General features: G+C 58.2%; 25 protein-coding genes. 8 read left to right on the top strand and 17 right to left on the bottom strand.

All coding sequences use genetic code 11. The features are described from left to right. Window positions 1-66: 66 nt before the first annotated feature. On the bottom strand, window positions 67-1,812 hold the full coding sequence (locus MMG91_RS00945) for a phosphoethanolamine transferase CptA (protein ID WP_310658431.1): 1,746 nt from the start codon (window positions 1,810-1,812) through the stop codon (window positions 67-69). Between the two features lie 196 nt (window positions 1,813-2,008). Next, entirely contained in the window at window positions 2,009-2,191 is a 183-nt protein-coding gene (locus MMG91_RS00940) for a DUF6026 family protein (protein ID WP_310658430.1), read from the bottom strand. A 272-nt stretch (window positions 2,192-2,463) separates the two neighbouring features. On the opposite strand from MMG91_RS00940, the gene gnd reads away from it, so the two are divergent. The 3 genes from gnd to MMG91_RS00925 are packed head-to-tail and all read left to right on the top strand — an operon-like array spanning window position 2,464 to window position 5,782. Beyond that, window positions 2,464-3,444 (top strand): phosphogluconate dehydrogenase (NAD(+)-dependent, decarboxylating), encoded by a 981-nt coding sequence (gene gnd / locus MMG91_RS00935; RefSeq protein WP_310658429.1) that lies wholly within the window; start codon window positions 2,464-2,466, stop codon window positions 3,442-3,444. Then, window positions 3,441-4,964: a glucose-6-phosphate dehydrogenase gene (gene zwf / locus MMG91_RS00930; protein ID WP_310658428.1), complete on the top strand. Its 1,524-nt coding sequence runs from the start codon at window positions 3,441-3,443 to the stop codon at window positions 4,962-4,964. The genes gnd and zwf overlap by 4 nt, the downstream gene beginning before the upstream one ends. Continuing rightward, the gene (locus MMG91_RS00925; RefSeq protein ID WP_310658427.1) at window positions 4,961-5,782 is read left to right on the top strand and encodes an HAD family hydrolase; all 822 of its coding nucleotides are present in this window, start codon (window positions 4,961-4,963) and stop codon (window positions 5,780-5,782) included. Before zwf ends, MMG91_RS00925 begins: the two co-directional genes overlap by 4 nt. 102 nt (window positions 5,783-5,884) lie before the next feature. Here MMG91_RS00925 and nhaB read toward each other — a convergent pair whose 3' ends face one another. The 3 genes from nhaB to MMG91_RS00910 form a co-directional block, all read right to left on the bottom strand. Further along, the gene (nhaB, locus tag MMG91_RS00920; protein ID WP_310658426.1) at window positions 5,885-7,387 is read right to left on the bottom strand and encodes a sodium/proton antiporter NhaB; all 1,503 of its coding nucleotides are present in this window, start codon (window positions 7,385-7,387) and stop codon (window positions 5,885-5,887) included. A gap of 78 nt (window positions 7,388-7,465) precedes the next feature. Next, window positions 7,466-8,755, bottom strand: a complete 1,290-nt coding sequence (locus tag MMG91_RS00915; RefSeq protein ID WP_310658425.1) for a hypothetical protein — start codon at window positions 8,753-8,755, stop codon at window positions 7,466-7,468. Window positions 8,756-9,037: 282 nt separating this feature from the next. Continuing rightward, complete coding sequence (locus tag MMG91_RS00910; protein ID WP_305449617.1) at window positions 9,038-9,304, bottom strand: hypothetical protein; 267 nt, start codon at window positions 9,302-9,304, stop codon at window positions 9,038-9,040. 342 nt (window positions 9,305-9,646) lie between these two features. Between MMG91_RS00910 and MMG91_RS00905 the strand changes: the two genes are divergently transcribed. Further along, complete coding sequence (locus MMG91_RS00905; protein WP_305449618.1) at window positions 9,647-10,972, top strand: sigma-54 dependent transcriptional regulator; 1,326 nt, start codon at window positions 9,647-9,649, stop codon at window positions 10,970-10,972. A gap of 83 nt (window positions 10,973-11,055) precedes the next feature. Here MMG91_RS00905 and MMG91_RS00900 read toward each other — a convergent pair whose 3' ends face one another. The 9 genes from MMG91_RS00900 to MMG91_RS00860 all read right to left on the bottom strand — a co-directional run bounded on the left by MMG91_RS00900 (window position 11,056) and on the right by MMG91_RS00860 (window position 19,680). Continuing rightward, a complete protein-coding gene (locus tag MMG91_RS00900) occupies window positions 11,056-12,336 on the bottom strand; it encodes a hypothetical protein (RefSeq protein ID WP_310658424.1) in 1,281 nt (426 codons plus the stop codon). A 46-nt stretch (window positions 12,337-12,382) separates the two neighbouring features. After that, the gene (locus MMG91_RS00895) at window positions 12,383-13,123 is read right to left on the bottom strand and encodes a hypothetical protein (protein WP_310658423.1); all 741 of its coding nucleotides are present in this window, start codon (window positions 13,121-13,123) and stop codon (window positions 12,383-12,385) included. A gap of 32 nt (window positions 13,124-13,155) precedes the next feature. After that, window positions 13,156-13,857 (bottom strand): C39 family peptidase, encoded by a 702-nt coding sequence (locus MMG91_RS00890; RefSeq protein WP_310658422.1) that lies wholly within the window; start codon window positions 13,855-13,857, stop codon window positions 13,156-13,158. Window positions 13,858-13,919: 62 nt separating this feature from the next. After that, window positions 13,920-15,347: a heme utilization protein gene (locus tag MMG91_RS00885; protein WP_310658421.1), complete on the bottom strand. Its 1,428-nt coding sequence runs from the start codon at window positions 15,345-15,347 to the stop codon at window positions 13,920-13,922. 51 nt (window positions 15,348-15,398) lie between these two features. Next, on the bottom strand, window positions 15,399-15,971 hold the full coding sequence (locus MMG91_RS00880; protein WP_310658420.1) for an adhesin: 573 nt from the start codon (window positions 15,969-15,971) through the stop codon (window positions 15,399-15,401). Between the two features lies 1 nt (window position 15,972). Continuing rightward, on the bottom strand, window positions 15,973-16,413 hold the full coding sequence (locus MMG91_RS00875) for a hypothetical protein (protein WP_305449624.1): 441 nt from the start codon (window positions 16,411-16,413) through the stop codon (window positions 15,973-15,975). A gap of 343 nt (window positions 16,414-16,756) precedes the next feature. After that, complete coding sequence (locus tag MMG91_RS00870; protein ID WP_310658716.1) at window positions 16,757-17,281, bottom strand: AAA family ATPase; 525 nt, start codon at window positions 17,279-17,281, stop codon at window positions 16,757-16,759. Continuing rightward, the gene (pnuC, locus tag MMG91_RS00865) at window positions 17,278-17,841 is read right to left on the bottom strand and encodes a nicotinamide riboside transporter PnuC (RefSeq protein WP_310658419.1); all 564 of its coding nucleotides are present in this window, start codon (window positions 17,839-17,841) and stop codon (window positions 17,278-17,280) included. The genes MMG91_RS00870 and pnuC overlap by 4 nt, the downstream gene beginning before the upstream one ends. 204 nt (window positions 17,842-18,045) lie before the next feature. Further along, a complete protein-coding gene (locus MMG91_RS00860; RefSeq protein WP_305506677.1) occupies window positions 18,046-19,680 on the bottom strand; it encodes a methyl-accepting chemotaxis protein in 1,635 nt (544 codons plus the stop codon). Window positions 19,681-19,972: 292 nt separating this feature from the next. Between MMG91_RS00860 and MMG91_RS00855 the strand changes: the two genes are divergently transcribed. Both MMG91_RS00855 and MMG91_RS00850 read left to right on the top strand, forming a co-directional pair. Further along, entirely contained in the window at window positions 19,973-20,803 is an 831-nt protein-coding gene (locus MMG91_RS00855) for an undecaprenyl-diphosphate phosphatase (RefSeq protein ID WP_305426624.1), read from the top strand. Continuing rightward, a complete protein-coding gene (locus MMG91_RS00850; protein WP_305506678.1) occupies window positions 20,800-21,231 on the top strand; it encodes a DUF1294 domain-containing protein in 432 nt (143 codons plus the stop codon). The genes MMG91_RS00855 and MMG91_RS00850 overlap by 4 nt, the downstream gene beginning before the upstream one ends. A gap of 6 nt (window positions 21,232-21,237) precedes the next feature. On the opposite strand, the gene MMG91_RS00845 is transcribed toward MMG91_RS00850, so the two are convergent. Together MMG91_RS00845 and MMG91_RS00840 are read right to left on the bottom strand one after the other, a co-directional pair. After that, window positions 21,238-21,597: an MmcQ/YjbR family DNA-binding protein gene (locus tag MMG91_RS00845; protein ID WP_095630514.1), complete on the bottom strand. Its 360-nt coding sequence runs from the start codon at window positions 21,595-21,597 to the stop codon at window positions 21,238-21,240. After that, the gene (locus MMG91_RS00840; RefSeq protein ID WP_310658418.1) at window positions 21,594-22,502 is read right to left on the bottom strand and encodes a LysR substrate-binding domain-containing protein; all 909 of its coding nucleotides are present in this window, start codon (window positions 22,500-22,502) and stop codon (window positions 21,594-21,596) included. The genes MMG91_RS00845 and MMG91_RS00840 overlap by 4 nt, the downstream gene beginning before the upstream one ends. 133 nt (window positions 22,503-22,635) lie before the next feature. On the opposite strand from MMG91_RS00840, the gene MMG91_RS00835 reads away from it, so the two are divergent. Then, complete coding sequence (locus tag MMG91_RS00835; RefSeq protein ID WP_305449630.1) at window positions 22,636-23,247, top strand: FMN-dependent NADH-azoreductase; 612 nt, start codon at window positions 22,636-22,638, stop codon at window positions 23,245-23,247. 170 nt (window positions 23,248-23,417) lie between these two features. After that, window positions 23,418-24,455 carry a dienelactone hydrolase gene (locus tag MMG91_RS00830; protein WP_310658417.1) on the top strand — a complete coding sequence of 346 codons (1,038 nt, stop codon included), beginning with the start codon at window positions 23,418-23,420 and terminating at the stop codon, window positions 24,453-24,455. 59 nt (window positions 24,456-24,514) lie between these two features. Here MMG91_RS00830 and MMG91_RS00825 read toward each other — a convergent pair whose 3' ends face one another. Continuing rightward, window positions 24,515-25,702 (bottom strand): MFS transporter, encoded by a 1,188-nt coding sequence (locus tag MMG91_RS00825; protein ID WP_310658416.1) that lies wholly within the window; start codon window positions 25,700-25,702, stop codon window positions 24,515-24,517. Window positions 25,703-25,922: the final 220 nt, after the last annotated feature.

The raw sequence follows: 25,922 nt of genomic DNA, 5'->3' as shown, positions 1-25,922 counted from the left end.
GCCAGGCTTGCCGGCGAAGGCGCACTTAAGGACGCCTTCGCCGGCAGCCTGGCTGCTACAAAAGAATTACTGCTGAACGACTGTCGGAGTGATAGGCGCGCCCTTGGGTTTCATCAGGCTGAAGTCGATCAACGGCCGCTGCTGACGCTCATAAGGGTTGCCGATCATCAATGGCCGAGGCTTGAAGCTGTCGCTGACCAGGCTTTTGCTGCGATCCAGTTCATCGAAACCCAGGCCAGCCAGATCCGCCCAGGTGTGAATCAGCTGAGAACTGCTGTACGGCCGGCTCAGATCGCCGGCAAAACTCCAGTCATGGGTCTCACGCCATTTGGGTGAAGCCCAGGCCATGAACGGGATGGTGTACATCGGTGCGGTCGGTTTGCTCTCGTTGCGGCCCAGGGTTTTATGGCCGACGGAGTCGAAGACGTCTTCGCCATGGTCGGAGAGGTACAGCAGGAAGCCGTTCGGATCAGACTTGGCGTAGTCCTTGATCAGGCTCGACACTACGAAGTCGTTGTACAGCACGGCATTGTCATAGCTGTTGTACGTCGGCACCTGATCGTCACGCACGCCGTCCGGAACGCCTTTGCGGTCAGTAAATTTATTGAAGGTCGGCGGGTAGCGGTACTGATAGCTCATGTGTGTGCCGAGCAAATGCACGACGATCAGCTTGCGTGGCGCCGCATCAGCCAAAGCCTTGTTGAACGGCTCGATCACGTCGCCATCGTATTGGGCAGCGTTCTGGTTGCGGTTGTTGTTCAGGTACGCCTGCTCGTCGGCCTGCTCGGAGAAGGTCGTGAGCATGGTGTTGCGCTTGGTCATGGTCTGCTGGTTGGTGATCCAGAAGGTCTTATAACCGGCCTGTTTCATCATGCTGACCACCGACGGTGTGGACAGGTAGAGGTCGGGGTTTTCTTCGTCGGCGAACGTCAGTACCTGCTGCAACGCTTCGATGGTGTAGGGGCGTGGGGTAATGACGTTGTCGAAAACCGCCAGTTGATCCTTGAGCTTGTCCAGTTCCGGGGTGGTTTCCCGAGGGTAGCCGTACAGGCTCATGCGCTGACGGTTGGTGGACTCGCCGATCACCAGCACCAGGGTCGCTGGCTGATTGGCCATTGAATCGGAGAGGTTCTTGAGCGGGGCAATTTTGCTGGCGCTGTCGAGCATGTCTTGCATGCCGGCGAGGGTATCGAGGTAACGGTGATAGGCCACGGCCATCTGCCACGGCACTGCGGGCTCGATGCGGGTTTCGAATTTCTCGAAGCCGCCGGCCAGGCTGCCGGTGCGCAACGTCTGCTTGATCATCGGGTAACCGACCACCGCCAACAGAATCGCCGTCGCCGCGACCAGCGCCTGGCCACGTGGCAGGTGCACCGGACGCAAGCGGGTCCAGAGGAAATACGCGAACGCGGTATGGGCGAGGAACGCCGCCACCATCCACCAGGCAAAATACTGGGTCATGTATTCGCCGGCTTCAGACACGTTCGATTCGAACATGATGAAGATGACGCTCTGGGAAAACTCCTGCTGATAGATGAAGAAATAACCGAGGCTGGCCATCGAACAGGCCCACAGCACCACGCCGATCAGCGCGGCCATTAAACGTGTTTGCCTAGGGAACAGCAGCATCGGCGCCAGCCAGATGGCGCTCATCACAAAGGCCTGGCGGAACCCGGTGAAACCGGAGGTGCCCGTCAGCTGAATCAGCAGCTGGGTGATGCCGGAAAAATACCAGAAGAACAGAAATAACCAGAGAAATCCTGCCCAATCAAAACCTTTCGCAGACGTTTTGCTGCGTTTAAACAAAGCCATTCAGCACTCCAGCCTGATAATTACTTCGGCCGTCGGCACTCTCCCTGTTGCAGACGAACGGACGCCGCGCGGATACCGAGCGGCCACAACGGGCCGGAGTATCGACAAGGAGGTGTGAAAACTTTGTGAGTTGGCGCAGCTGGCAGGTTACAGCGGATCGGAAACAGCAGCGGCTGCTTCCGATTCAAGCGAGGGGTCAGGCGTGGGGAACGCGTTGGGTGACAGGCAAGGGCTGAGCCTGGTTGCTTTGGGTCAGCAGGCGCAATTGCGCGACTTCCCGCTTCAACTGGTCACGCTCGTCTTTCAACTGGCGCAGTTCATCGCGACGGATCGTGACGTAAAGGGTTTGTGCTGGCAGTGCTGTGTGTACGGTGCCCATTGCTCACCTCGCAAATGGCTGTCTCAACTGTAAATTCGCTCCCGAAATCGGGTGCTCACTTACTATCGGCGCCAATTTTGATTTCTTTTGCCCTTGAAGGGAACTTTTTTATTTTTCATGGTCGTTGTGTCTTCGGCACGATTCCCGACGTTATCAGTCTGGATCGGGCACAATGCCCGGAAACTATGTGCCCCCACGCTGGACTAACTCGAATGAGTCGCGTTGGGCTATAACCTTTGACACACTTTATTTGTAGTAGGGAGCATCAGTACATGCAACTCGGGATTATTGGACTGGGCCGCATGGGCGGCAATATTGCGCGGCGCCTGATGCTCAACGGACATACCACCGTTGTTTACGACCGCAATACCGCCTTTGTCGACACCCTGGCTGAAGAAGGCGCCACCGGTGTTGCCGACTTGCCAGCCCTGGTCGCTGGCCTGGCCAAACCACGCGCGGTGTGGGTCATGCTGCCCGCCGGCGCACCGACCGAGGACACCATCGACACCCTGAGCACCTTGCTTGAAGCTGGCGATACCATCATCGACGGCGGCAACACCTTCTATAAGGACGACATCCGCCGGGCCAAAACCCTGTCGGAAAAAGGCCTGCACTACATCGACGTCGGCACCTCCGGCGGCGTCTGGGGCCTGGAGCGGGGTTATTGCATGATGATCGGCGGCGATGCCGACACCGTTAAGCGTCTCGACCCGCTGTTCGAAACCCTGGCCCCAGGCATGGGCGACATCCCGCGCACCAAGGACCGCAAGTCCGATGACGATCGCGCCGAGCGCGGTTACATCCACGCAGGCCCGGCCGGTTCTGGCCACTTCGTGAAAATGATCCACAACGGCATCGAATACGGAATGATGCAGGCCTTCGCCGAAGGTTTCGACATCCTCAAGACCAAGGCCAGCACCAATCTGCCGGAAGATCAGCGCTTCGACCTGAATGTTGCCGACATCGCCGAAGTCTGGCGTCGTGGCAGCGTGGTGTCGTCCTGGCTGCTCGACCTGACCGCCGACGCCCTGGCCAGCGACCCGAAACTTGACGGTTACTCAGGCTCGGTGGCTGACAGTGGTGAAGGTCGCTGGACTATCGAAGCCGCCATGGAGCAATCGGTGCCGGTACCGGTGCTGTCGAACTCGCTGTTCTCGCGCTACCGTTCGCGCGGGCAAGGCACCTTTGGCGATAAGATTCTCTCGGCCCAGCGCTTCGGCTTCGGCGGCCATGTGGAGACTTCGAAAAAATGACTCATGTGATCCGCAGGAAATCCAAGGCAGAACCCGCACCGCCTACCACGCTGTTTCTGTTCGGTGCCCATGGTGATCTGGTCAAGCGCTTGCTGATGCCGGCGCTGTACAACCTGAGTCGCGACGGTTTGCTGGGGAATGGACTGCGGATCATCGGCGTTGATCACAACGCTATCAGTGACGAAGCCTTCGCCAAAAAACTCGAAGATTTCATTCGGGCGGAAGTGGCAGCCAAGGTGGGCAAGGGCGATCAAGCCCTTGATCCGGTGTTGTGGGCCAATCTTGCCAAACACATCAGCTACGTCCAGGGCGACTTCCTCGACGAACGCACCTATGAAGCGCTGGCGGCGAAAATCGCCGCCAGCGGCACCGGCAATGCAATTTTCTACCTGGCCACCGCGCCACGCTTTTTCAGTGAAGTGGTGCGGCGTCTCGGCGCGGCCGGATTGCTGCAGGAAACCCCCGAAGCGTTCAGAAGGGTAGTGATCGAAAAGCCTTTCGGCTCCGACTTGCACACCGCCGAAGCCCTGAACGCGTGTTTGCTCAAAGTGATGACGGAAAAGCAGATCTACCGGATCGATCACTATCTGGGCAAGGAGACCGTGCAGAACATTCTGGTCAGCCGGTTCTCCAACAGCCTGTTCGAAGCCTTCTGGAACAACCATTACATCGACCACGTGCAAATCACCGCCGCCGAAACTGTCGGCGTGGAAACCCGTGGCAGTTTTTATGAGGTCACCGGCGCCCTGCGGGACATGGTGCCCAATCACCTGTTCCAATTATTGGCGATGGTGGCCATGGAACCACCGGCCGCTTTTGGCGCCGATGCGGTACGCGGTGAAAAAGCCAAAGTCGTCGGCGCTATCCGCCCCTGGTCCACCGAGGAAGCGCGAGCCAACTCGGTGCGCGGCCAATACACCGCCGGCCAGATAGATGGCGAGCTGCTGCCCGGTTACCGCCAGGAAGCCAACGTGGCGCCCGACAGCACGACCGAAACTTATGTCGCGCTCAAAGTCATGATCGACAACTGGCGCTGGGTCGGCGTGCCGTTCTACCTGCGTACCGGCAAGCGTATGAGCGTGCGCGACACTGAGATTGTCATTTGCTTCAAACCGGCGCCGTATGCGCAATTCCGCGATACCGAGGTCGATGAGTTGCAGCCGACCTACCTGCGGATCCAGATTCAACCTAACGAAGGCATGTGGTTCGACCTGCTGGCCAAGCGGCCGGGACCGACGTTGAACATGACCAACATCGAGCTGGGTTTTGCCTACAAGGATTTCTTTGTAATGCAACCGTCCACTGGCTATGAAACCCTGATCTACGACTGCCTGACCGGCGATCAGACGCTGTTCCAGCGTGCCGATAACATCGAGAATGGCTGGCGTGCCGTGCAGCCATTCCTCGACGCCTGGCAACAGGACGCGACGGTGGAGAACTACGCGGCCGGCGAAGACGGACCCCAGACCGCTGATGAGCTGCTGACCCGCGACGGCCGCGTTTGGCACAGCGTCGGATGAGTGACGTAACGCAACAGCCCATCCGTTTTCTGCTCAGTGACATGGACGGCACTTTACTGCTCCCTGATCACAGCCTCAGTCAACGCACGATCGAAGCAGTCAGCGCCTTGCGCGAGGCCGGTGTGCTGTTCAGCCTGGCCACCGGGCGTCCGCCCAAAGCCATGCTGCAGCAGATCGAAGCCCTGGGTGTCGATCTGCCGACGGCGGCCTTCAATGGCGGCACAATCGTAAACCCGGACGGCAGTGTGCTGGTTGCTCATTATTTGCCGGCCACGTCAGCGCTGACGGCTTTGGCGCTGTTTGCCGATCAGCCGGACATCGAAGTGTGGGTGTTCAGTGGTGGTGACTGGCTGTTGAAGGATCCATACGGCCCGATGGTCCCGCGAGAGCAGCACGGCCTGGGTTATCCGCCGGTGGTGGTCGAGAATTTTGAGCCTTACCTGGCACGTATCGACAAAATCGTCGCAGCCAGCAATAACGCCGAACTGTTGATCGAACTGGAAGCGCAATTACTGCCCAAGGTCGAAGGGCAGGCGCAGGTTTCCCGTTCACAGCCGATCTATCTGGACGTGACGGCGATGCTGGCTAACAAGGGCGAGGCATTGGCGACACTGGCCGAGTTTCTCGGTGTACCGCTGGAGCAGACCGCCGCTCTCGGTGACGGCGGCAACGACCCAGCGATGTTTCACCGGGCCGGGTTGTCGATTGCCATGGGACAGGCGGAGGAGGCGGTGAAACGTCAGGCCGACGTGGTGACCGGGGCCAACACCGAAGACGGCGCGGCCCAGGCGATTGAGAAGTACATTCTTCCTCGATAACGACACAAGCGGGCTTGCCCGCGAAGAGGCCGTCACATTTAACATCGTTGTTGAATGACACATCGCCTTCGCGAGCAAGCCCGCTCCCACAGTTGCTCAGTGTTACAACCAGTAACTCACCGCATACCAACCCAACACCCCCATCACCACGGTGTAAGGCAGTGCCATCCACACCATCCGCCCGTACGACAGGCGAATCAGCGGCGCAATCGCCGAGGTCAGCAGGAACAGAAACGCCGCCTGACCATTGGGCGTTGCCACGCTCGGCAGGTTGGTGCCGGTATTGATCGCAATCGCCAGGGTTTCAAAGTGCTCGCGGCTCATGTTGCCGGCGAGGAACGCCTGCTTCACTTCGGTGATGTAAATGGTCGCCACGAACACATTGTCGCTAATGGCCGACAGCAAGCCATTGGCAATAAACAACATGCCCGGCTGTTGATCTGCCGGCAGCGCCAGCACCCAATGAAGCACCGGGACGAATAATTTCTGATCGTGAATCATCGCCACTACCGCGAAAAACACCACCAGCAACGCCGTGAACGGCATGGCATCCTTGAAGGCGTTGCCAATGCGATGCTCATCGGTAATGCCCGTGAACGCGGTGATCAGCACGATCACCATCAAACCGATCAGGCCGACTTCGGCAACGTGAAACGCCAGCCCGGCAATCAGAATCAGCGCCGCCACCCCTTGAACCAGCAACGCAGCGCGCTGACGGGAAGTGCGTTCGGCGTTGTCTTCGGCGGCGTAGTTGGCCAGCACTGTACGCACGTTGTCCGGCAGCAGCGTGCCATAGCCGAACCAGCGCAGTTTCTCCAGCAGCACACAGGTCACCAGACCGGCTGCCAGTACCGGCAACGACACCGGGGCGACTTTCAGAAAGAATTCGGCGAAGTGCCAACCCATTTCATGGCCGATCAGCAGGTTCTGCGGCTCGCCGACCAGCGTGCACACACCACCCAGCGCAGTGCCGACGGCGCCGTGCATCAGCAAGCTGCGCAGGAACGCGCGAAACTGTTCGAGCTCGGCATGATGAAGGCTGTGTAAATGTCGGTCGTCGCTGAACTCGGCGTCCTTGCGCGGATCGTGGCCTGAGGCGACGCGGTGATACACCGAATAAAACCCCACGCCAGCACTGATGATGACTGCCGTCACGGTCAATGCATCAAGAAACGCTGACAGAAACGCGGACAGGAAACAAAACATCAATGCCAGCAGCGCCTTGGAGCGAACTCCCAACAACAGGCGCGAGAAGAGAAACAGCAGCAGGTCTTTCATGAAATAGATGCCCGCCACCATGAACATCAGCAGCAGGATCACCGGGAAGTTGTGTACCAGCTCATCATAGAGCGCCTGGGGCGTGGTCAACTTCAGCAGCAATGCTTCGATCAGCAACAAGCCGCCGGGCATCAGCGGATAACACTTGAGCGCCATGGCCAAGGTGAAGATGAACTCAACCACCAATAGCCAGCCGGCCGCCACCGGACCGACCGTCCACAATACTACGGCGTTGAGAATCAGAAAGCCGACAATGCTCGCCTTGTACCAATGAGGCGAGTGACCGAGAAAATTGTGCGCTAAGGCCTGGGCCATTGAACCGGACATCGGCTACTCCTTGTATTAAGAAGCGCGCAACTTGCCGTAAGAACAACAGAAGATCAAGTGCAAGAAAATGACGTTGGCCTAACACTGATAACGCGTGACGACCGCGCGGCAGTTTCCGTCCAATGAATAGCCGCCGATGACAATGCAGCCGTCGGCCTGAATGGCCAATGAAGTCGCGGTATGCGGACCGTGACTCAGGCGTGTGCGGAACCAGCCGATGCCCTTGGCGAAACTGCGATCCGGCTGCCCACTGGGTAAATACCGGGCAAAAATGAGATCGGCTTCGACCCCGCCCACCGTCGCTCCGACTGTCAGTACACGCCCGTCCGGCTGAGGTTCGGCGGCGGTCCAGTAGCAGTTGCTACGGCCGACGCCCAATAGCTTTGGCTGGCCACCGTTGCAATGAATATCCGGTCGGCCATTACTGTGCAGTTTCAGAGACAAGCAGTGCATCGGGTCGCGACTGCTGCCAAAGCAATGCAAGTCGCCGTTTTTATGCTGGACGATCTTGCAGACCTGAGCGCTGTGCTCCCGTGCCTTGAAGGTCATGAAACCATCCACGGCGAAGCTGTCGTCCAGTTGGCCATCCGGGTGATAACGCGCCAGCAGGCCTTCTTCGGGAACATTGATTGATCCGCTCACCAGGATCCGACCATCGCGCTGCACTACCAGGCTGCTGAGCCAGGTGTTCATCAACAGGTGCCGGACCATGACGAAACCGCGACCGTTGAAGCTGCTGTCCAGCGAACCGTCGGCGTTGAGTCGTATCAGCATGCCGACGTGATCGGCCAGTTCGAAGTGATGATTGGCCAGCAGCAGGATTCGACCGTCGTCCTGCACGCAGACATCACAGGCTTCGGCGCCCGGCACACCGGGGGGTAACCAGGCATCGCGAGCGCCCCGGGAAAGATTACCCGGCAGGCGCACCACGCAGCGTCCATTGTCGCCAAAACCCTGGACCGGACAGCCTTGCTGATCAAACATCGCCAAGGCGGGCAGCGTACGGTGAGCATTTTCGTAGTGCAGGCCGGCCACCAGAATGTTCCCGTCGGCCAACACCCGCACCTTGCCGGCCATGGCCTCGAAGCCGAGTGCGAACTGCCCGCTGATGCTGCCTTGTATGCCGAATGCCAGGTCCGCCGAACCATCTGTAAGCAGGCGGGCCAGGCCAAAACGATGGCCACCCGGCGTACCGACCTTTGCCGCCACCAGCAACCGGCCAAGAGGGTCAATCGCAACGTCATTGGCCATGCTGGAGAGACTGCCGGAAAAATACACTTGAGTCTTGCCGGTGCCAGCGAAACTCGTATCGAGTCGTTCGGCGCCATTCACGGTTGCAGGTAAGGCAAAAGCAGTCTGGGGTGACATGCATGCATCTCCTTGCCAGTCGTCCTTATCCGGGTGCCCGGAGGGTGACTACATGAGCAAAACATTCAATCCCTGAATGACTCGGCGCACAACTGTTTTCATGAGCCGCAGGAGGGGCGTTTTGTGCCAGAACAGTGTCTTTTCGAACCACTGAAAAGCGTGCCAAGTAATCCGGTGGTTAAAAGTTGAAACCGGGGAGGGTATTGCGCAGCTGACTGTAGAAAATCGTCAACTAAGAAGAAGAGGGGACGCGGATTGCCGGGAGGCAATCCGCGAAAAAGCTTAGTGCGGCATGGACCACGATTGCAGGGTGTAACCTTCCTGACTCAACTCAGCACGGGCTTCTTCCAGCAAGTGTTCGAATTGTTCCGGATCGGAATAGGCGCTGCATGGAATCTGTTTGCGGCTGATGCGGGTGTTAGTGCGATCGATGATGGTCAGGCTGAGCTCGCCATTACCGTCTTGTGGTGCCCAGGCCACGCATTGAAAGGGTTGGAATGCGAGGTCGGCAATCAAAAGTGCTTCGTTGATACGGAGCGGGGCGTTCATGGGGTCTTCTCTCTGTATGCCCAAACAAGTGATGTGCCGTCGGTTGGGCTTACCGTTCGGCTGGTTACTTGTACTGATGCCCGCAAGTGGGGGTTGGGTCACACACAATCAAAAGAAATTTCAACTTTCTTTGATTGATTCGATATTCAGGCCGTTTTTGAAAGCTGAATGAAAGGTTCAACTCGTTAGGCAACTAACCAAGTGACTTCTTATAACTAATAAGCAAACAGCCCTATAAGCAATCGATACAAGCCTGCGTCAAAATCTTGCTAGTGTTACAACGAAGCCCGCCAAATGACTGTTTTTAATAATATTTCCTAAATTTGGCGTCAAGGAACAGTCATGATCGAAGCGCCTGCCTTACGACGTCTGTTAGTAGTGGATCCTTGCGACGACTGCCACCGTTTGTTGCCGGGTTTACGCGCTGTGGGTTGGGATGTTGACAGCTGTACCCTGGAAAACGCCACCGAACGAACCTGCGATGTCGGCCTGTTGCGTTTGCAGCCCTTTCATCTGGAGCGCCCGGAAGCTGTCAAGGAATTGATCGCCCGTAGCGGTACCGAGTGGATTGCCGTGCTTAATCAAGAAGTCCTGCGATTACAAAATGTCGGGGACTTTGTCTGCGAATGGTTTTTTGACTTTCATACTTTGCCGTTCGATGTCTCACGGGTTCAGGTTACCCTGGGCCGTGCGTTCGGCATGGCACGCCTGCGCGGCCAGGGCACGGTCCATATCGATCAGCCTGAACATGAACTGCTCGGCGACAGCAAACCGATTCGCGAACTGCGCAAGTTGCTCAGCAAACTGGCACCCACTGAATCGCCGGTGCTGATCCGCGGTGAAAGCGGGACCGGCAAGGAATTGGTCGCTCGCACCCTGCATCGACAATCCCAGCGTCAAAGCAAACCGTTCGTGGCGATCAACTGCGGCGCGATTCCCGAACACTTGATCCAGTCCGAACTGTTTGGCCACGAGAAGGGCGCCTTTACCGGGGCTCATCAGCGCAAGGTCGGGCGGATCGAAGCGGCCAACGGCGGAACGCTGTTTCTCGATGAAATCGGTGATCTACCCCTGGAACTGCAAGCCAATCTACTGCGCTTCCTGCAGGAAAAACACATTGAGCGTGTAGGGGGGCACCAGCCTATTCCGGTGGACGTGCGAGTATTGGCGGCGACGCACGTCGACCTTGAAGCGGCGATCGAGAAGAAGCGCTTTCGCGAAGACCTTTACTACCGCTTGAACGTTCTGCAAGTCATCACCGTGCCGCTGCGTGAACGCCATGGTGATCTCTCGATGCTGGCCAACCACTTTTCCCATTTCTACAGCCATGAAACCGGTCGTCGTCCGCGCAGCTTCAGCGAAGACGCGCTGATCGCCATGGGCAAGCACGACTGGCCAGGCAATGTCCGCGAGTTAGCCAACCGGGTGCGGCGCGGGCTGGTTCTGGCCGAAGGACGGCAGATCGAGGCGCGAGACCTGGGGCTGATCAGTCAACACGCTACCGCTACGCCGATGGGCACGCTGGAAGACTACAAGTGCCGGGCAGAGCGCCAGGCCTTGTGCGATGTGCTTAACCGCCATAGCGATAATTTGAGCAATGCCGCCAAGGTGCTGGGGGTATCCAGGCCTACCTTCTACCGTTTGTTGCACAAACATCAGATCCGCTAGGGCGGGTAAACGAAAAGGCCCGCTGCGACATTCATCGCAGCGGGCCTTTTCCATGAGACTCCTTGTGGGAGCGGGCTCAACTCTTAGAAGTAGTACGGGAATTTCAGGCTGAAGGAAAAATCTGGCGAATCGTCGGTCAGGCCGATGGCCAGGTTGGGAACGATCGTCAGGTTATCGGTTGCTGCCAGGGTCATGCCGATGTTGAAGTTCGCCGAGTTGTAATCGCTGTTGGAAATCGATTGCCAGTCGCCACCGTCCGGCTTGATCTTGCTCTTGCTGGCGAACTGATCGGTGAACGAGAACGACATACTCATCTTCTCGTTCAAGGCGAATGCAATACCGGCGCCGATCTGCCAGGAATCGCCCAGTTTCACGTCCCCGGGCACCTTGGAGTTGACCTGAGGGCTGATGTCGCTGAAAGAGTCTTCCATGTTGTAGGTGTAGGACAGGCTGCCGAACAGCACGGCCGGGTCGAAGCTTTTGACCAGCGAGAGACCTGGGGTGATCGACCAGACACCATTGCCGGTAGGCAAGTCCTCGGGTACCGAGAGGTTATCGTTGTTCGGGTCATTGACCAGCTTGATGCCGTAAGGGTCCTTACCGGTCGGTGCCTTGACGCGTAGCGTAAAGACCGCGTCGGGCAGATTGGCCGACTCATCCAGAAACTTGTAGGCAACGCCAACGTTCACATCGCCGATGGTCGGGTCGCGGGTCACGGTTGCGTCCGACGTCACCGGGCCTGCGCCACCGGCGCCACCGGAGGAATACGTTGATTCGCGATAAACCACGGGGACGTTAATGTCGAACTGCCAACGTTGTGCCACGTTGTAGCGGGCGGTCAGGTCCAGGGTCCAGTTATCCGCCTTGATACGGTCGAGGTTGATGTTGCCGAGGAAAATCGAGTCCAGTGCCAGGAAGCCGTTGAGTACCAATGCACGGGTATCGTAGTGCGTGTAGGTCAGGCCGGTTTCGACGCTGAACTTGCCGCCACCGAAGAAACCGCTGGCTTCGTCATACAGGTTGGAAACACTTTGCGCAGGCGCCGAATCATCCTTGAGCGATTGGCCGTATGAACTGCCTGTGGTTCCCGGCGCACCGGCAGCCACCGTCTGGCCACTCCTGGGCGTTTCGGCGGGGGATTTGGTCAGGCGTTTGGGAGCCGGTGTCGCAGGTGCCTCTTCGACTTGGCGAACGCGTTGCTCGAGTACCATCAGCGCGTTCTGTTGTGCTTCGTAACGCTGTTTCAACTCCATGAGTTCTTGTTTTAGTGCTTCGACCTGGGGGTCCGGTGCTGCGTACAGCAGTGTGGCCGGGGCCAGGCTACTCAAACAAACGATAGCTCTGAACGTCAACGATCGGTGCATGGGTTAGCCGTCCCTTCTGACTACATCGGGTGACACTGAGCGTAGATCAGAATCCGAGAGTGCGAAGACCTCTTAGCTGGTCCAGGTTGCCGTTCAGCGACCCGGCTGTCGACACGTTGTCACGCAGCACGACATTGAAGGAGGTGAGGTTGTTGACCTGGTTACCACCGCCGAGCAAAGTCGTGTTCTGCATCAGCCCGCCCTGGGCCAGGCGTTGTACGGTGCTGCCTTGGTTGTTGTTGGCCACGATGTTCAGCTGCACACCCGTACCGGTTGAGGAAACGCTCAACGAGCCCGCGCCATTGGCGCCGACCAACGTCGAGCCTGCGGCCAACGCCTGGCCCTGCTGTTGCGTTGCTGGCGCTTGGCTAGCCTTTGTGACGTTGATATGAACGTTGTTGTAGGCAGCGTTATGGTCGCCGGCAGCACGCACGACTTGAGTGACGCCTTCGGTGCTGTTGAGGCCATTGCCGCCAGTGACGATGCCGGTGCCTTGCGAACGCGCCAAGCCATTCCCTCTTTCGTCAATTATCGACACATAGAACTGTGGCTTGATGGTCGATTGTTGAATTTGCATCGAGGACGTTGCCCCGATCACTTCACCGTTGGCATTTTGCCAAGTGCTGGTCATGACAATGCCGAAACTGATGATCCGCCCCGGCATGACATAGCGACCACGCAGGGTCGCCAATTCATGATCCTTCAATTCAATGGGTTTGAACGTCTGTGCCTGTGTCGGCAGGCTGGCGGCCAGGCAAACCACCACCAGCCAGATTGGAGTCTTCATTGGATGCTCCCGGAGCGTCGTGCTCCTTGTTATTAGAAGAAGTCGCTTTGGATGAATCCGAAATCCATCAACTCTGCGTCTCGCACCGGAGTGAAGGTGTTGATGCGGTTCTTGGCGGTCAGTGGCAGGGGTGGGTCGAGCAACGCATTGGTTTTGTCGTAGCCCTGGCCGATGACGGCAAAGATGATGCCGTTCCAGCCTTTTACAAAGTCGTCGACTTTGTAGCGTTTATGACCGAGTACCGGATCTCCGATATAGACCCAGCCCTCATGGACTCTTTGCATGACCACAAAATGTTTGTAGCCACGGATATCCAGGAGTACCACCACCGGGATTCTGATGTCGTTCAAGGATTCCGGCGATACCCGGTAGCCACGGGCCCGCATGCCGATACTTTCCACGTAACGCTTCATGTCGAGCATGGAGAAGCCCTGGACGCGGACAAGATCTTGCTCGGAATGTGCCAGCATACCTTCGATGATCTGTTCTTCATCCACGTCCAGCCAATAGGCTTGGCGCAATATGGTTGCCAGCGCCGCTGCGCCGCAACTGAAGTCGGTTTTCTGTTGCACCAGGTCGGCAAATTTACGCTCGCGCATGCTCTGGATCGGCTTGTACACCACCGCGCCACCCGGCAGGACGGAAAGCGGCATTTGTGCAGCCGCGACCACACCGCCCACGCAAAGGATCACACTGGCCACGCAAAGCAAAAATGCCAAGACGATAATGCGCATGGAAAGACGCCTTCTGGTTGTGTTGAAACAGGCCCCCGTAAGGGGGCCTCCAGAGACAGCAGTTAGAACGAGTTGTTGGAAATGGCCAGCGAGTTGCTTTGTTGGTTACCCACACCAGCAGCCACGTTGACGCCCAGGTTGCCACTGCCACCATTCACCGAACCGTTCAGGGTTGCAGTGTTGGTCACAGGGTTTGCCCAGCCAGTTGGAGTCAGCACTTGATAGGAGTAGGTGTTGCTCAAATCATATGAGCTGCTTTCACTGTAGCTTTTCGCTTTGTCGTACGCAGACTCGGATGATTTACTGCCCGATTTTTCGTACGAGGAGGCGGACGATTTCTCATACGATTTATCGTACGATTTTTCGAACGAGGAATCGCGCGATCTGTCGTACGAGGAGTCGCGCGATCTGTCGTACGAAGAGTCGCGCGATCTGTCGTACGATCTGTCTCTCGATGCGTCAAGCGTTGCATCAATCGATGCGTTAAGCGATGCGTCGGCAGTCCTGCTGCGGGTGCGATCGCCATTGCCATTATTGAAGGTACGGGAACTGGCAGCCGCCGCAGTAGCGTCCAAATTAGCGCTCAAAGAAGCACTCAAAGAAGCACTCGAAGAACCGCTCGCATTACTGCTGCTTGAACCGCTCGCATCACTGCTGCTAGAGCCGCTCGCATTACTGCTGCGAGAACCACTTATATCAACGCTTTTGGAACCGCTGGCATCAAAGCTCCTGGAACCGCTCGCGTCCCAGCTTGAAGAAGCGCTTCTACTGCCGCTAGCCTCGGATGACTTATCGCGAGAGAAACTGCCGCTGGCCGAGTTGGTAACTGTCATCGTATCCAGGCGGTACGTGCGATCGGCGTTGTTATTCACTACCAGGCCAGGACCTTGTTGATCGGCAGAGGCGGTGGCTGTTGCGTTACCGAGCGGGGCATTGGTGTTGGCAATGGCCATGGTATTTTTCTGTTGGTTCAGGTCGCCGCCAGCAATGTTGATACCCATATTACCGCTGCCGCCATTACCCGATCCGTTCATAACGGCCGAGGCTGTGCTGCCGAAGTTGTTGACCCTGTTATTGTCGCTGTATTGCGTTACGTCGGCGGTGGCTGTGGCAGTGCCGAACACGAAGCTGTTGTCCTGACTGGAGTTTGAGGCAGCATTTGCGATGGCGGACGCGTTGTCTTGTTGGTTGCCGCTACCTGCAGCCACGTTGACGCCGACGTTGCCGCTGGCGCCTGTGGCAGAGCTGTTCATTTCAGCTTCGTTGATCGTCCCTTCGTTACGGATGCGGTTGTCGGTACTGCTCTGGTTATCCCAGGCATTGGCCGTCGCATAGACAGGGATCTTTGTTGGAGGAGGGGTGTGATGACCGTTGTGATGGCCATGGTGGTGGTCATTGTCACGCCGATCGTTCTGCCCAGCTTGTACAGCAACAGCCATGACCGCAGCAATTGCGAAAACCAGAGGCTTGAGTGCCATCGAAGGTTTCATGGTGATTCTCCGTACTTATTTTAGGTTAAGTGTTGTTTCTACCTGTTTGGGTCAGTCCATGACCCGTACGCTCAGGGTGTTGGCCGTTCGGTTTCCCACCCCGGAGCTCTGATTCAACTGGATCACCCCACGGCTACCGGTGAAGGCCTGATCGCTGGTAGCGACCTGGCGATTGCCTGGTGCAGAGTCAGTTGGATCGGAGTTGTTGATCAGCGTCACGTTCTGCTGCATGAGGACGCTGTCGTCGATACTTTGCGGTTGTTTACTGACGCTTATCCGCAGGGCATTGGCTTGCTGGTTGCTGGCGCCCGCGCTCTGGTTGACGCCCAGTACGCCGTTGCCGTGGCTGAAGGAGTTGCCTTGAATGCTGGATCGGGCATCGATCCTGGGGTCGACCTGCGTACGCATCCGTTGGCGAATCTGTGTGGTGGCGCTGGCGTTGTTGCCAATGGCGATGGCCCGGGCGTTGGCCTGTTGCAGCTGATCGCCCGCCGCCTGGTTGACCGAGAGGTTGCCCTGGTGCTGCATGCCCGAACCGTCGATTTCGGCGTTATTGATGACGGGAGGTTGGGCAAAGGTCGATGCACTGCAAAACATGGCAATCATCAGCAGCGTACGATTCATCTTAACGGTCTCCCGTTACGACTTTCAGAGCACCCAGGCCTTGGTGGATGTTTGAATTGACCATGTTGGCAATACCGTTGCCGGAATTTCCCGAACGGCCAGCGGGAAGGTTGGAAAGCTGGGTCTGGTTGGTGATATTGCCGCCCAGGTTGTTGTTGGTGCCTTGATTGACCAGGCGGGAGATGCCTGCACCACTGGCGACGTTGGCAAAGTCGCCGTCGCTCAACTCGTTCGTTTGCCTGAGAATTTGTTTGGACGGGTTGGCATTGGCGGTCGTGGGGCTAGGGTCGGGAATCACCGGCGCACGCGTTGCCATGCGCGGTTGGACATCACGCTTGATAATGATGATGCCGTTGTCAGCCTGTACAGGCAGGCTGAAACTTGAGCCCAGTGCACATCCAATCAGCAGGAGGCTATAGATACTGTTATCAAATGTCCCCACGGCGGCAATTCCTTCTTTGTTGTGGGCTGGTCCTGAATCAGCGTTGTGAAGGAGCGAGCGAAAGCTGTGCCGGTTTTTGATTATTGATTGGATTCAGAGGGTTATCGATCAAGGCGGATGGATCGATAAAATGGTGTTTCAGGTCTGAGACAATCGCCGGGACGGCATTATTGATAAGAGATCGCGACAGCAATGGATCCAAGCGTTTGCGGGGATGTATCAGCGCTTTAACATATCGCGTGACAAAACGATGACCAGCGTTGGGACGGGCTGTTCGAGAGGGAGGGTTGTTTCAGAAGCGGACGTATTTGCAAAAAATGCTGGGGTGTTGGCCGGTGCCGGCTCAGCGCTCGAGCAGTAATGCGACGGCTTGCAATGCCTGAAGCCGGCGTTCGGTCCAATCGCCCTGAAGCACTTGAACAGGCTGTCGATGCTGCTCCAGCCATGCCTGAGTCGCGTTGAAAAAAGCCCGGCGCTCACCCAGCTCGGGCTGACACCGTTGACCGTCATCGGTCCAGTCAACCTGTTCGGGCGACAGCAGCAAGTGCAAGTCATAGTGCCGAGCCAGCAGCGCTTGCTCAAGCCAGGCCGGGCAATCGCCAAACAGGGTTTGGCTCCAGAGCATGTTGCTCAGCAAGTGAGTATCGAGAATCAGCAACGGCGGCCCAAGGGCGCGAGCCTCGTCTTCCCATTGCAGCTGACCGCGAGCGATTTCGGGAATATCAGCCAGGCACGTGTCTCGCGCTTGCTGCTCAATGAACCAGCGCACGTATTCGCCCACCAGAGCGCCGCCGAATTGCTGTTGCAGTTCGGCGGCCAGCCAGCTCTTGCCGCTGGATTCAGGCCCCGTGAGCACCAGCACTTTCATGTGCGCAACGCCGGATCGGTGCGCCATGTCCGCCAGCCATGCACCGCCAGCAGTGCGAATAAACCGTAGAGGCCGGCGGTGAGGTACATCGCTTTATAGATGAACAGGCCAACAAAGATGATGTCCAGCGCGATCCATAGCGGCCAGCATTGCAGACGTTTTTGCGCCATCCATAACTGCGCCACCAAACTGAAGCCGGTCAGTGCCGCATCGAGCCAAGGCTGGGCAGCATCGGTCCAGTGGGCCATCGCGGCGCCCAGCAACAAACTGCCGACTGCGCCGACGGCCAGCCCGAGTGCGATGGATTTGCCATCGAGGAGGGTGACATGCCGCTTACCATGAGTTGCGCTCCCCTGAGTCCACTGCCACCAGCCGTAGATCTGCAAACCGGCGTAGATCACTTGCAGCAGCATGTCCGAATACAGCTTCACCTCGAAAAAGATCCAGCTATACAGCAGCACCATGACCAGACCGATCGGCCAGCACCAAGGGTTCTGTCTGACCGTCAACCAGACGGCGATCACGCCGAGGGCGGCAGCAAACAGTTCAAGCCCGGACATGGAGGTTCCTTGGTGTCGTAGAAATGAGGGGGGCGAATTGTACCCGGATTGTCAGGAAAGGGCTTGTAGTGGGGAAGGGCTTGCCTTGTAGGAGCGAGGCTTGCCCGCGAAGAACGATGACACGCAGTACCTGAAAAACCGCGGTGCATTCTTCGCGGGCAAGCCTCGCTCCTACAGAGGGGACCGCGTTGGGTATAGAAAGAATTACACCCGAAACTGCTTGAGCAACCCGTTCAACTGTTCGCTCAATTCCTTGAGGTGAACGCTGGCCACGCTCGACTGTTCGGCCGCCAGTGCTGTGCTGTGGGACAACCCGGCTGCCTGGGTGACGTTCTGGTTGATGTCTTCCACCACGTGGGCTTGTTGCAAGGTCGCACTGGCAATTGAAGCGTTCAACCCGTTGAGGTTGCGCAAAGCCTGGCCGATGGCATTCAGGCTGGCGCCCGCCAGGCCGGCCTGCTCGATGGTCAGTTGCGAGGCACGGCTGCTGTCGCCAATCACCTTCACCGCCGCTTCGGAATGGCTTTGCAGGCGTTCGATCATCGACTGGATTTCCGCCGTCGACTTCTGAGTGCGCTGGGCCAGCAGGCGCACTTCATCGGCAACCACCGCAAACCCGCGACCTTGCTCGCCGGCCCGGGCGGCTTCGATAGCGGCGTTGAGGGCCAGCAGGTTGGTTTGCTCGGCGATGGAGCGAATCACTTCCAGAACGCTGCCGATTTGCGTGCTTTCATCGGCCAGCGTACGAATCACTTCCACGGCCTGATCGATGGTCGAAGAGAGCTTGTCGATCTGCTGCAAGCTGCCGTCGATATTGACCTGGCCCTGTTGCGCTTGAGACTCGGCATCGCGCATTTCGCTGGCCGCGTGCTCGGCGTTTTTGGCCACATCCTGCACGCCGTAGGTCACTTCGTTGATCGCGGTTGCCACCAATTCCATCTGCTGCGATTGCTGCTGGCTGCGTTGCTGAGCTTGCGCGGCATCGTTGCCCAGTTCGCTGGATGACTGGCCCAGCGCGCTGGCGGAGGCTTGCAGCTGACTGATCACCAGGCGCAGTTTGGTGGTAAAGGCGTTGAAGTGCCGGGCCAATTGCGTCACTTCGTCCTGGCCGTGGGTATCGAGGCTACGGGTCAGGTCGCTTTCACCGCTGGCAATGTTGGCCATGGCGTTCACGGTTTCCTGGAGTGGGCGCACGATGCTGCGGGCAATCATGATCACCAGCAACGCCATGATCAGGGCAATCACTAGGCCCACGAAAGAGGCCTTCCAGACCTGCGCATAAAATTCGGCCTGCATGTCGTCGATGTACACGCCAGAACCGATCACCCAACCCCAGGGCTCGAACAGTTTCACATAGGAGGTTTTTTCCACCGGCGCGCTGGCGCCCGGTTTCGGCCAGCGGTAATCGACCATGCCGGCACCCTTGGCCTTGGCGATGGCGACCATCTCGTTGAACAGCGCGAAACCGTCGGGGTCGCGGATCGTCGAGAGATTCTGGCCATCAAGTTTCGGATTGGTCGGGTGCATGATCATGACCGGCGTCAGATCGTTGATCCAGAAATAGTCGTTCTGGTCGTAGCGCAAACCGCGCACAGCGTTCAGCGCCTGTTTTTGCGCGGCGTCGCGGGTGAGGGTGCCGGCGGTTTCCAGGCTGTGATAGTAGGTGAGGATGCCACTGGCGGTCTGCACCACGTGCTGGGTCTTCTGGCCCTTGGCTTGATAGAGATCGTCGTGAATCTGCTTGAGCATCAACACGCCCAACGTCAATAGCATCACCACGGCCACGATCAAGATGAGCCACAAGCGTCGGCTGATCGACACACTGCGCAAGCTGTTCATAACGCTGTTACTCCGGTTTCTTGTTTTTGTAATAAACGATCGCCAGCATCCAACCACACTTTGCCGATCGGGCCTATCCGACTCAGGTCCTATTACGCGGCAGCGTAAATGAGGCGTGTCTGATAGGATTTCGGCCCCGCACGGAAAAACCTGAGCCCAAGTCTTTTTTCACGCAATTTTTACGGTTTTGCGTGAATCTTGTGCGCGCGGGGATTCAGCTAAGGTTGATCGCAGTTAACGCTTATAAATTATTAACGGAGCATGCCTGGGGGTATTGCTTCTTGGGGGATTGATGGATCTTTGGACGGCCTTTCAGGCATTGATTTTAGGCGTTGTAGAAGGGTTGACGGAATTCTTGCCCATTTCCAGTACCGGGCACCAGATCATCGTGGCGGACTTGCTCAACTTTGGGGGCGAGCGGGCCATGGCCTTCAACATCATCATTCAGCTCGGGGCGATCCTGGCGGTGGTCTGGCAGTTTCGCCGCAAGATCTTCGACGTGGTCATCGGCTTGCCGACGCAGCCCAGTGCCCGACGCTTTACCGCAAACCTGTTGATCGCCTTCCTGCCGGCTGTGGTATTGGGGGTGATTTTCGCCGACTTGATTCACGAGTATCTGTTCAACCCGATTACCGTGGCCACCGCATTGGTCGTGGGCGGGGTCGTCATGTTGTGGGCCGAACGTCGTCAGCATGAAGTGCATGCTGAAAGCGTCGATGACATCACCTGGAAAGACGCCCTGAAAGTCGGCTTCGCCCAGTGTCTGGCGATGATCCCCGGGACCTCGCGTTCCGGCTCGACGATCATTGGCGGTCTGCTGTTCGGGTTGTCGCGCAAGACGGCTACCGAATTCTCGTTCTTCCTCGCCATGCCAACCATGGTCGGCGCGGCGGTGTACTCGGGCTACAAATACCGCGACCTGTTTGTTCCGGCTGATTTCCCGGTGTTCGCCATTGGCTTCGTCACCGCGTTTATCTTTGCGATGATCGCTGTCCGCGGCTTGCTGCTGTTCATTGCCAGCCACAGCTACGCGACATTCGCCTGGTATCGCATTGTGTTCGGCCTGGTGATCCTGGCCACTTGGCAATTCGGCTGGGTCGACTGGACAGCGGTCAAGCCATGAACGATTCCAGTGCGCGCAACAACAACCCCGGACGCAAGTCCGGGGGCGCCATTCAGAACCTGCGGCTGAAATTGCTGGCATTCGCTGTGCTGTGCGCAGTGCCGTTGTTTGGCTCGGTGTCGCTGTGGCTGCGCGGGGTGTCGGTGATTCCACTGGCGGCCTACGGCATCGTCAGCGTGCTGGCGTTTTTCCTGTACTGGAGCGACAAGCACAAGGCCCGCGCCGACAGTTGGCGTACGCCGGAGAACGTCTTGCACGCGGTGGAGTTGGCGGGCGGTTGGCCGGGGGCCTTGCTGGCTCAGCAAGCGTTTCGGCACAAGACCCGCAAAGTCTCGTTTCAGTTGGTGTTCTGGCTCATCGTGTTGATGCACCAGGTGTTCTGGATCGACCAGCTGTTTCTGGGCGCTAACCTGTTTGCGTTGTTTTAAAGCACTTTAAAGCAGCAAGCCGACCTGCGTGCGCTTGGGCAATTTGCTCACCACCAATTGGTGGGAACGTTGCAGCAAGCCTTGCAGCTCTTCGGTGCCCAGCGGGTAGGGCGTTTCCATGATGATCCACTGAGCCCGGGCCAGATACGGCGCCGGGTGAATGCCCGGCCGGTCGCAATGGCCCAGGAACAAGTCCTTGTCGACCTTGAACGCCAGGGACTGTCCCCGCAGGTTCTGCAAGGCGAACATCTTGTTCCCGGCAATCGAAAACACCCGCACGCCACCCCACTTGTAATCCTCCCGCGCGCCGGGCAATGCCAGGCAGTATTGCGCGACATCCTCTTCGCTCATTCGTCCCGCTTTCATAACAGTCTGTCCCCGCAAACATTGAATGATTCGATCAAATGGTCGATCCAGGCACGCACCGCCGGCATCACCCCGCGTCGATGAGGGTAGACGGCTTGGAGCCAACCGCCGGGCAATGACCAGTCGGGCAACAGTTGCACCAGCGAACCGCTTTCCAGCTCTTGCTCGCAATACATCATAGGCAGCATGGTAAAGCCCTGGCCGTTGAGGGTGCAGGCTTTGCGCACGATAAAATCTTCGCAGCCCAATCGCGCTTCAAGGCTCAGGTCGTAGCTTTTGCCCTGTTGATCAAGCATGCGAATGTGCACCATGCGGTCGGCTTCCAGAGCGCCGAGTACGGGCAGGTTTTTCAGGTCTTCGGGATGATTGATTTCACGACCGAGCAAAAAAGCCGGGCTTGCAACCATCAGCATTTGGGCCTGACGCAGGCGGCGGGTGACCAGCAATGGATCTTCATCACCCAGATCCCGCACTCTCAAGGCGACGTCCACGCCCTCGTTGATCAGGTCAACCCGACGGTTGAGCAGCATGACTTCCAGCTGAACCTGAGGAAATTTTTCCAGGAAGTGACTGATCACCCCAGGCAGCATTTGGTGGGCCAACCCCACGGGGCAGGACACTCGTAAGCGTCCCCGGGGCTCGCTGGACATGCTGGCCACCGCTTCATCGGCCATCTCGGCCTCCAGCAGCATCGCCTGACAATGCCGCAAGTAACGCTCGCCCACAGCGGTGAGGTTGAGTTGGCGGGTGGTGCGTTGCAGCAGGCGCGCGCCCAGGCGTTCTTCCAGTTCGGCGATGCGTCGCGACAGCCGCGACTTGGGAATCCCCAGCAAACGCCCGGCCGCTGCGAAACCACCGGCTTCGACCACTTTGGCGAAGTAGTAGAGATCATTAAGGTCTTGCATTTGGTTTCAAACTCGACTGTTCTATCAGTGAGACGAACTATCGCATTGTTACCGACTAATCATCTATTGGTTTCGTCGGTAGGATTGTCTCCATCAGATCGCCGGGTGGCGATCCTCACCTTGGAGATCCCACATGAAATTACTGCATATCGATTCGAGCATTCTGGGTGACAACTCGGCTTCCCGTCAGCTGAGTCGCGAAGTCGTCAAAACCTGGCAAGCCGCCGAGCCTGGCGTTGTGGTGACTTACCGCGACCTGGCCGCCGATGCCATCAGCCATTTCTCCGCCACCACCCTGGTCGCCGCCGGCACCGCCGCTGAACTGCGCAACGCCGCGCAACAGCACGAAGCCGATCTGAGCGCCCAGGCCCTGGCCGAATTCCTCGCCGCCGATGCCGTGGTAATTGCCGCGCCGATGTACAACTTCACCATCCCGACCCAACTCAAGGCCTGGATCGACCGCATCGCCGTGGCCGGTCAGACTTTCCGCTACACCGAAGCCGGCCCTGAAGGCCTGTGCGGCGGCAAGAAAGTGGTGATCGTTTCGACGTCTGGCGGTTTGCACGTTGGCCAACCAACCGGCACTGCTCACGAAGACTATCTGAAAGTGCTGTTCGGCTTCCTCGGCATCACCGACATCGAGTTCGTCCGCGCCCATGGCCTGGCCTACGGTGATGAAGTGCGCACCAAAGCCATGAGCGACGCTCAGGCGCACATCAGCGAGCAATTGTTCGCCGCCGCGTAAGGCTTGCGTAGAGTCGTAAACAGCTCGGGCAATACCCCTGAAACTCTGTATTCTGGTCATCGTGATGGCCAGGTACGGAGTTTTTTGTTTCTGACGGTTATCAGTCTCTGGCCCAGGTTATGCAGTCGAGGGCTGACATCTGGCGGTCAGGTAACAAGGTGGGGCATTCCATGGTGCGTCTTTGTGCAACGCTACTGATTTGCCTGCTCGGCAGTCTGGGTTTTGTGCACGCCGCGTCTGCGCCACATCCTCACTGGAGCGTCGGTTTCCATGAGATGACCTTCCTTGATCCGCTGGACTTGCAGCCGATGCGAGCCATCGCGTTTTACCCGTCCAGTGAAAAGGAACATTCCAGCACGCTCGAGGGCTACGCGGTCGAAGCGGGTGAAAACACCAAAGTCGCCATCGGACGTTTTCCGATGTTGATGCTGTCTCACGGCAACACCGGAACCCCGCTGGCCCTGCACGACCTCGCCACCTCATTGGCACGCAAGGGCTTCGTGGTGGTGGCGGTGATCCATCCCGGCGACAACTCCAAAGACCACAGCCGCCTCGGCACCTTGAGCAACCTTTACGGGCGGCCGATTCAGATTTCCGAAGCCATTACCGCGACACTCAGCGACCGGATGCTCACGCCTTTCGTCAATGCGCAGCAGGTCGGGGTGATTGGCTATTCGGCGGGCGGTGAGACTGCGCTGATCCTGTCCGGCGCCACCCCGGATCTGGATCGCCTGCGCCGTTATTGCCAGGAGCGCCCGGATGATCACGATGCCTGCAACACCCAAGGCGAACTGATCGTCGATCGTGATGACTTGCAGCCAGTGGCGGACCCGCGCGTGCATGCCTTGCTGCTGATGGCGCCGCTGAGCTTGAAGTTCGGTCGCCATACCCTGGCCGACGTGCATGTGCCGGTGCTGCTGTACAGCGGCGATGGCGACAAACTGGTGGCGTTCGACAAAAACGCCGCAGCGCTTGCGCGTAAACTGCCGACCGCACCGGACTTCAAGTTGCTGGCCGGGGCAGGGCACTTCGTATTTATGGCGCCGTGCAACGAAGAACAGATCGCCACCATGCCGGCACTGTGCACCGATGCCGATGGCGTCGACCGCAAGGACATTCACCGCAACATGATTTCCGAAGCCGGACGGTTCTTCGCCCATGCTCTGGGCAAACCCACCCGCGCCGGCATGCAGACCGCGGATCAATAATGTCCCCGGAACCCTGTGGCCATCGCGAGCAGGCTCGCTCCCACAAGGGATTGCAGGTGTCAGGCCATTGCGCGGTGTTTCAGCAGCAACGTCAAACCGAGTCCGGTCACCGACAACAACGCCGCACTAAAGAAAATCCACGAATAGCCCAGGTTCAACGCCACCGCGCCCATCAGTGGTCCGGCAATCGCCAGCGCCAAATCGAAAAACACCGCATAAGCACTCAAACCCGCTCCGCGACTGGAATTAGGCACTTGCTTGATCGCTTCCACACCCAACGCCGGATACACCAGCGACAGGCCGAACCCGGTCAGCCCAGCGCCGATCAAGGCATAACCCGTTGAGGGCGCCAGCCACAGCAGGACCAGCCCCACGGTTTCAATGGTCATGCAAGCGATGGCGGAGGTGAAGCCGCCGAAACGGTTGATGCTGGATATGAACAACAGCCGCGCCAGAATGAAACAGACCCCGAATACCGTCAGGCAATAAGCCGCGCCGGTCCAGCCAAGGCTGACGTAATACAGGGTAATAAAAGTGGTGAGTGTGCCGTAACCGATGGACGCCAGGCTCAGGCTTGCGCCGAAGGGGGCAATGCGCCCGAACACCGCCCAGAACGGCAGGCGCTCGCCGCGAATCACCGGTACCGAAGGTTTGTTGCGGATCAACAGCAGCGCCATCAAGGCCAGTAACGACAGCACGATCCCGAGGCTGGCGAACCCCAGTTCAGCGACCATCACCACGCCCAGCGGCGCGCCGATAGCGATGGCACCATACGAAGCGATCCCGTTCCAGGAAATCGAACGCGCCGTGTGCTCGGCACCGACCTGGCCCATGCACCAACTGATCGTGCCGACCCCGATCAACCCTTGAGCGATGCCCAGCAACAAGCGGCCAGTGATCAGGATGATCAGGCTCAACCACGGCACACTTTGCAGCAGGGTCGACAGCAAAGTCAGCACGCCGCTCAACGCAATCCCCGACAAGCCGTAAACAATCGCCCGCTTGGTGCCGATGCTGTCCGACAGACGCCCGGCCATGGGCCGACTGAGCAGGGTGGCCAGGTACTGAGAACCAATGGTCAGCCCCGCGACGATGGCGCTGAACCCCAACTGCTCATGGACATACCCCGGCAACACGGCAATCGGCAGGCCGATACAGAGGAAGGCAATAAAGGTATAGAAAACGATGGAGACGATCTGCAGGGTGATCGCCATTGAGCTTTGCGGGGGCAGTTGCTGCACAGACATGAGAGCTCGTTCGCGGGCGGCGGTAGGAGAACTGCATCATGGCGTGGGCGGGAAATAAAAGGAAGCAGGCTAACGATGCAGTTGGCGATCGTTCCCACGCTCTGCGTGGGAATGCATCCCGTGACGCTCTGCGTCACCCTTCAAAGCGGGAACGCGGAGCGTCCCTGGCGGCATTCCCACGCAGAGCGTGGGAACGATCAAAAGCGTGCCTTGGCCCTGA

The organism is Pseudomonas sp. JL3 (assembly GCF_031570575.1).
Taxonomy (GTDB): Bacteria; Pseudomonadota; Gammaproteobacteria; order Pseudomonadales; family Pseudomonadaceae; genus Aquipseudomonas; species Aquipseudomonas cucumis.
This window is presented reverse-complemented; position numbering and strand designations above follow the sequence as displayed.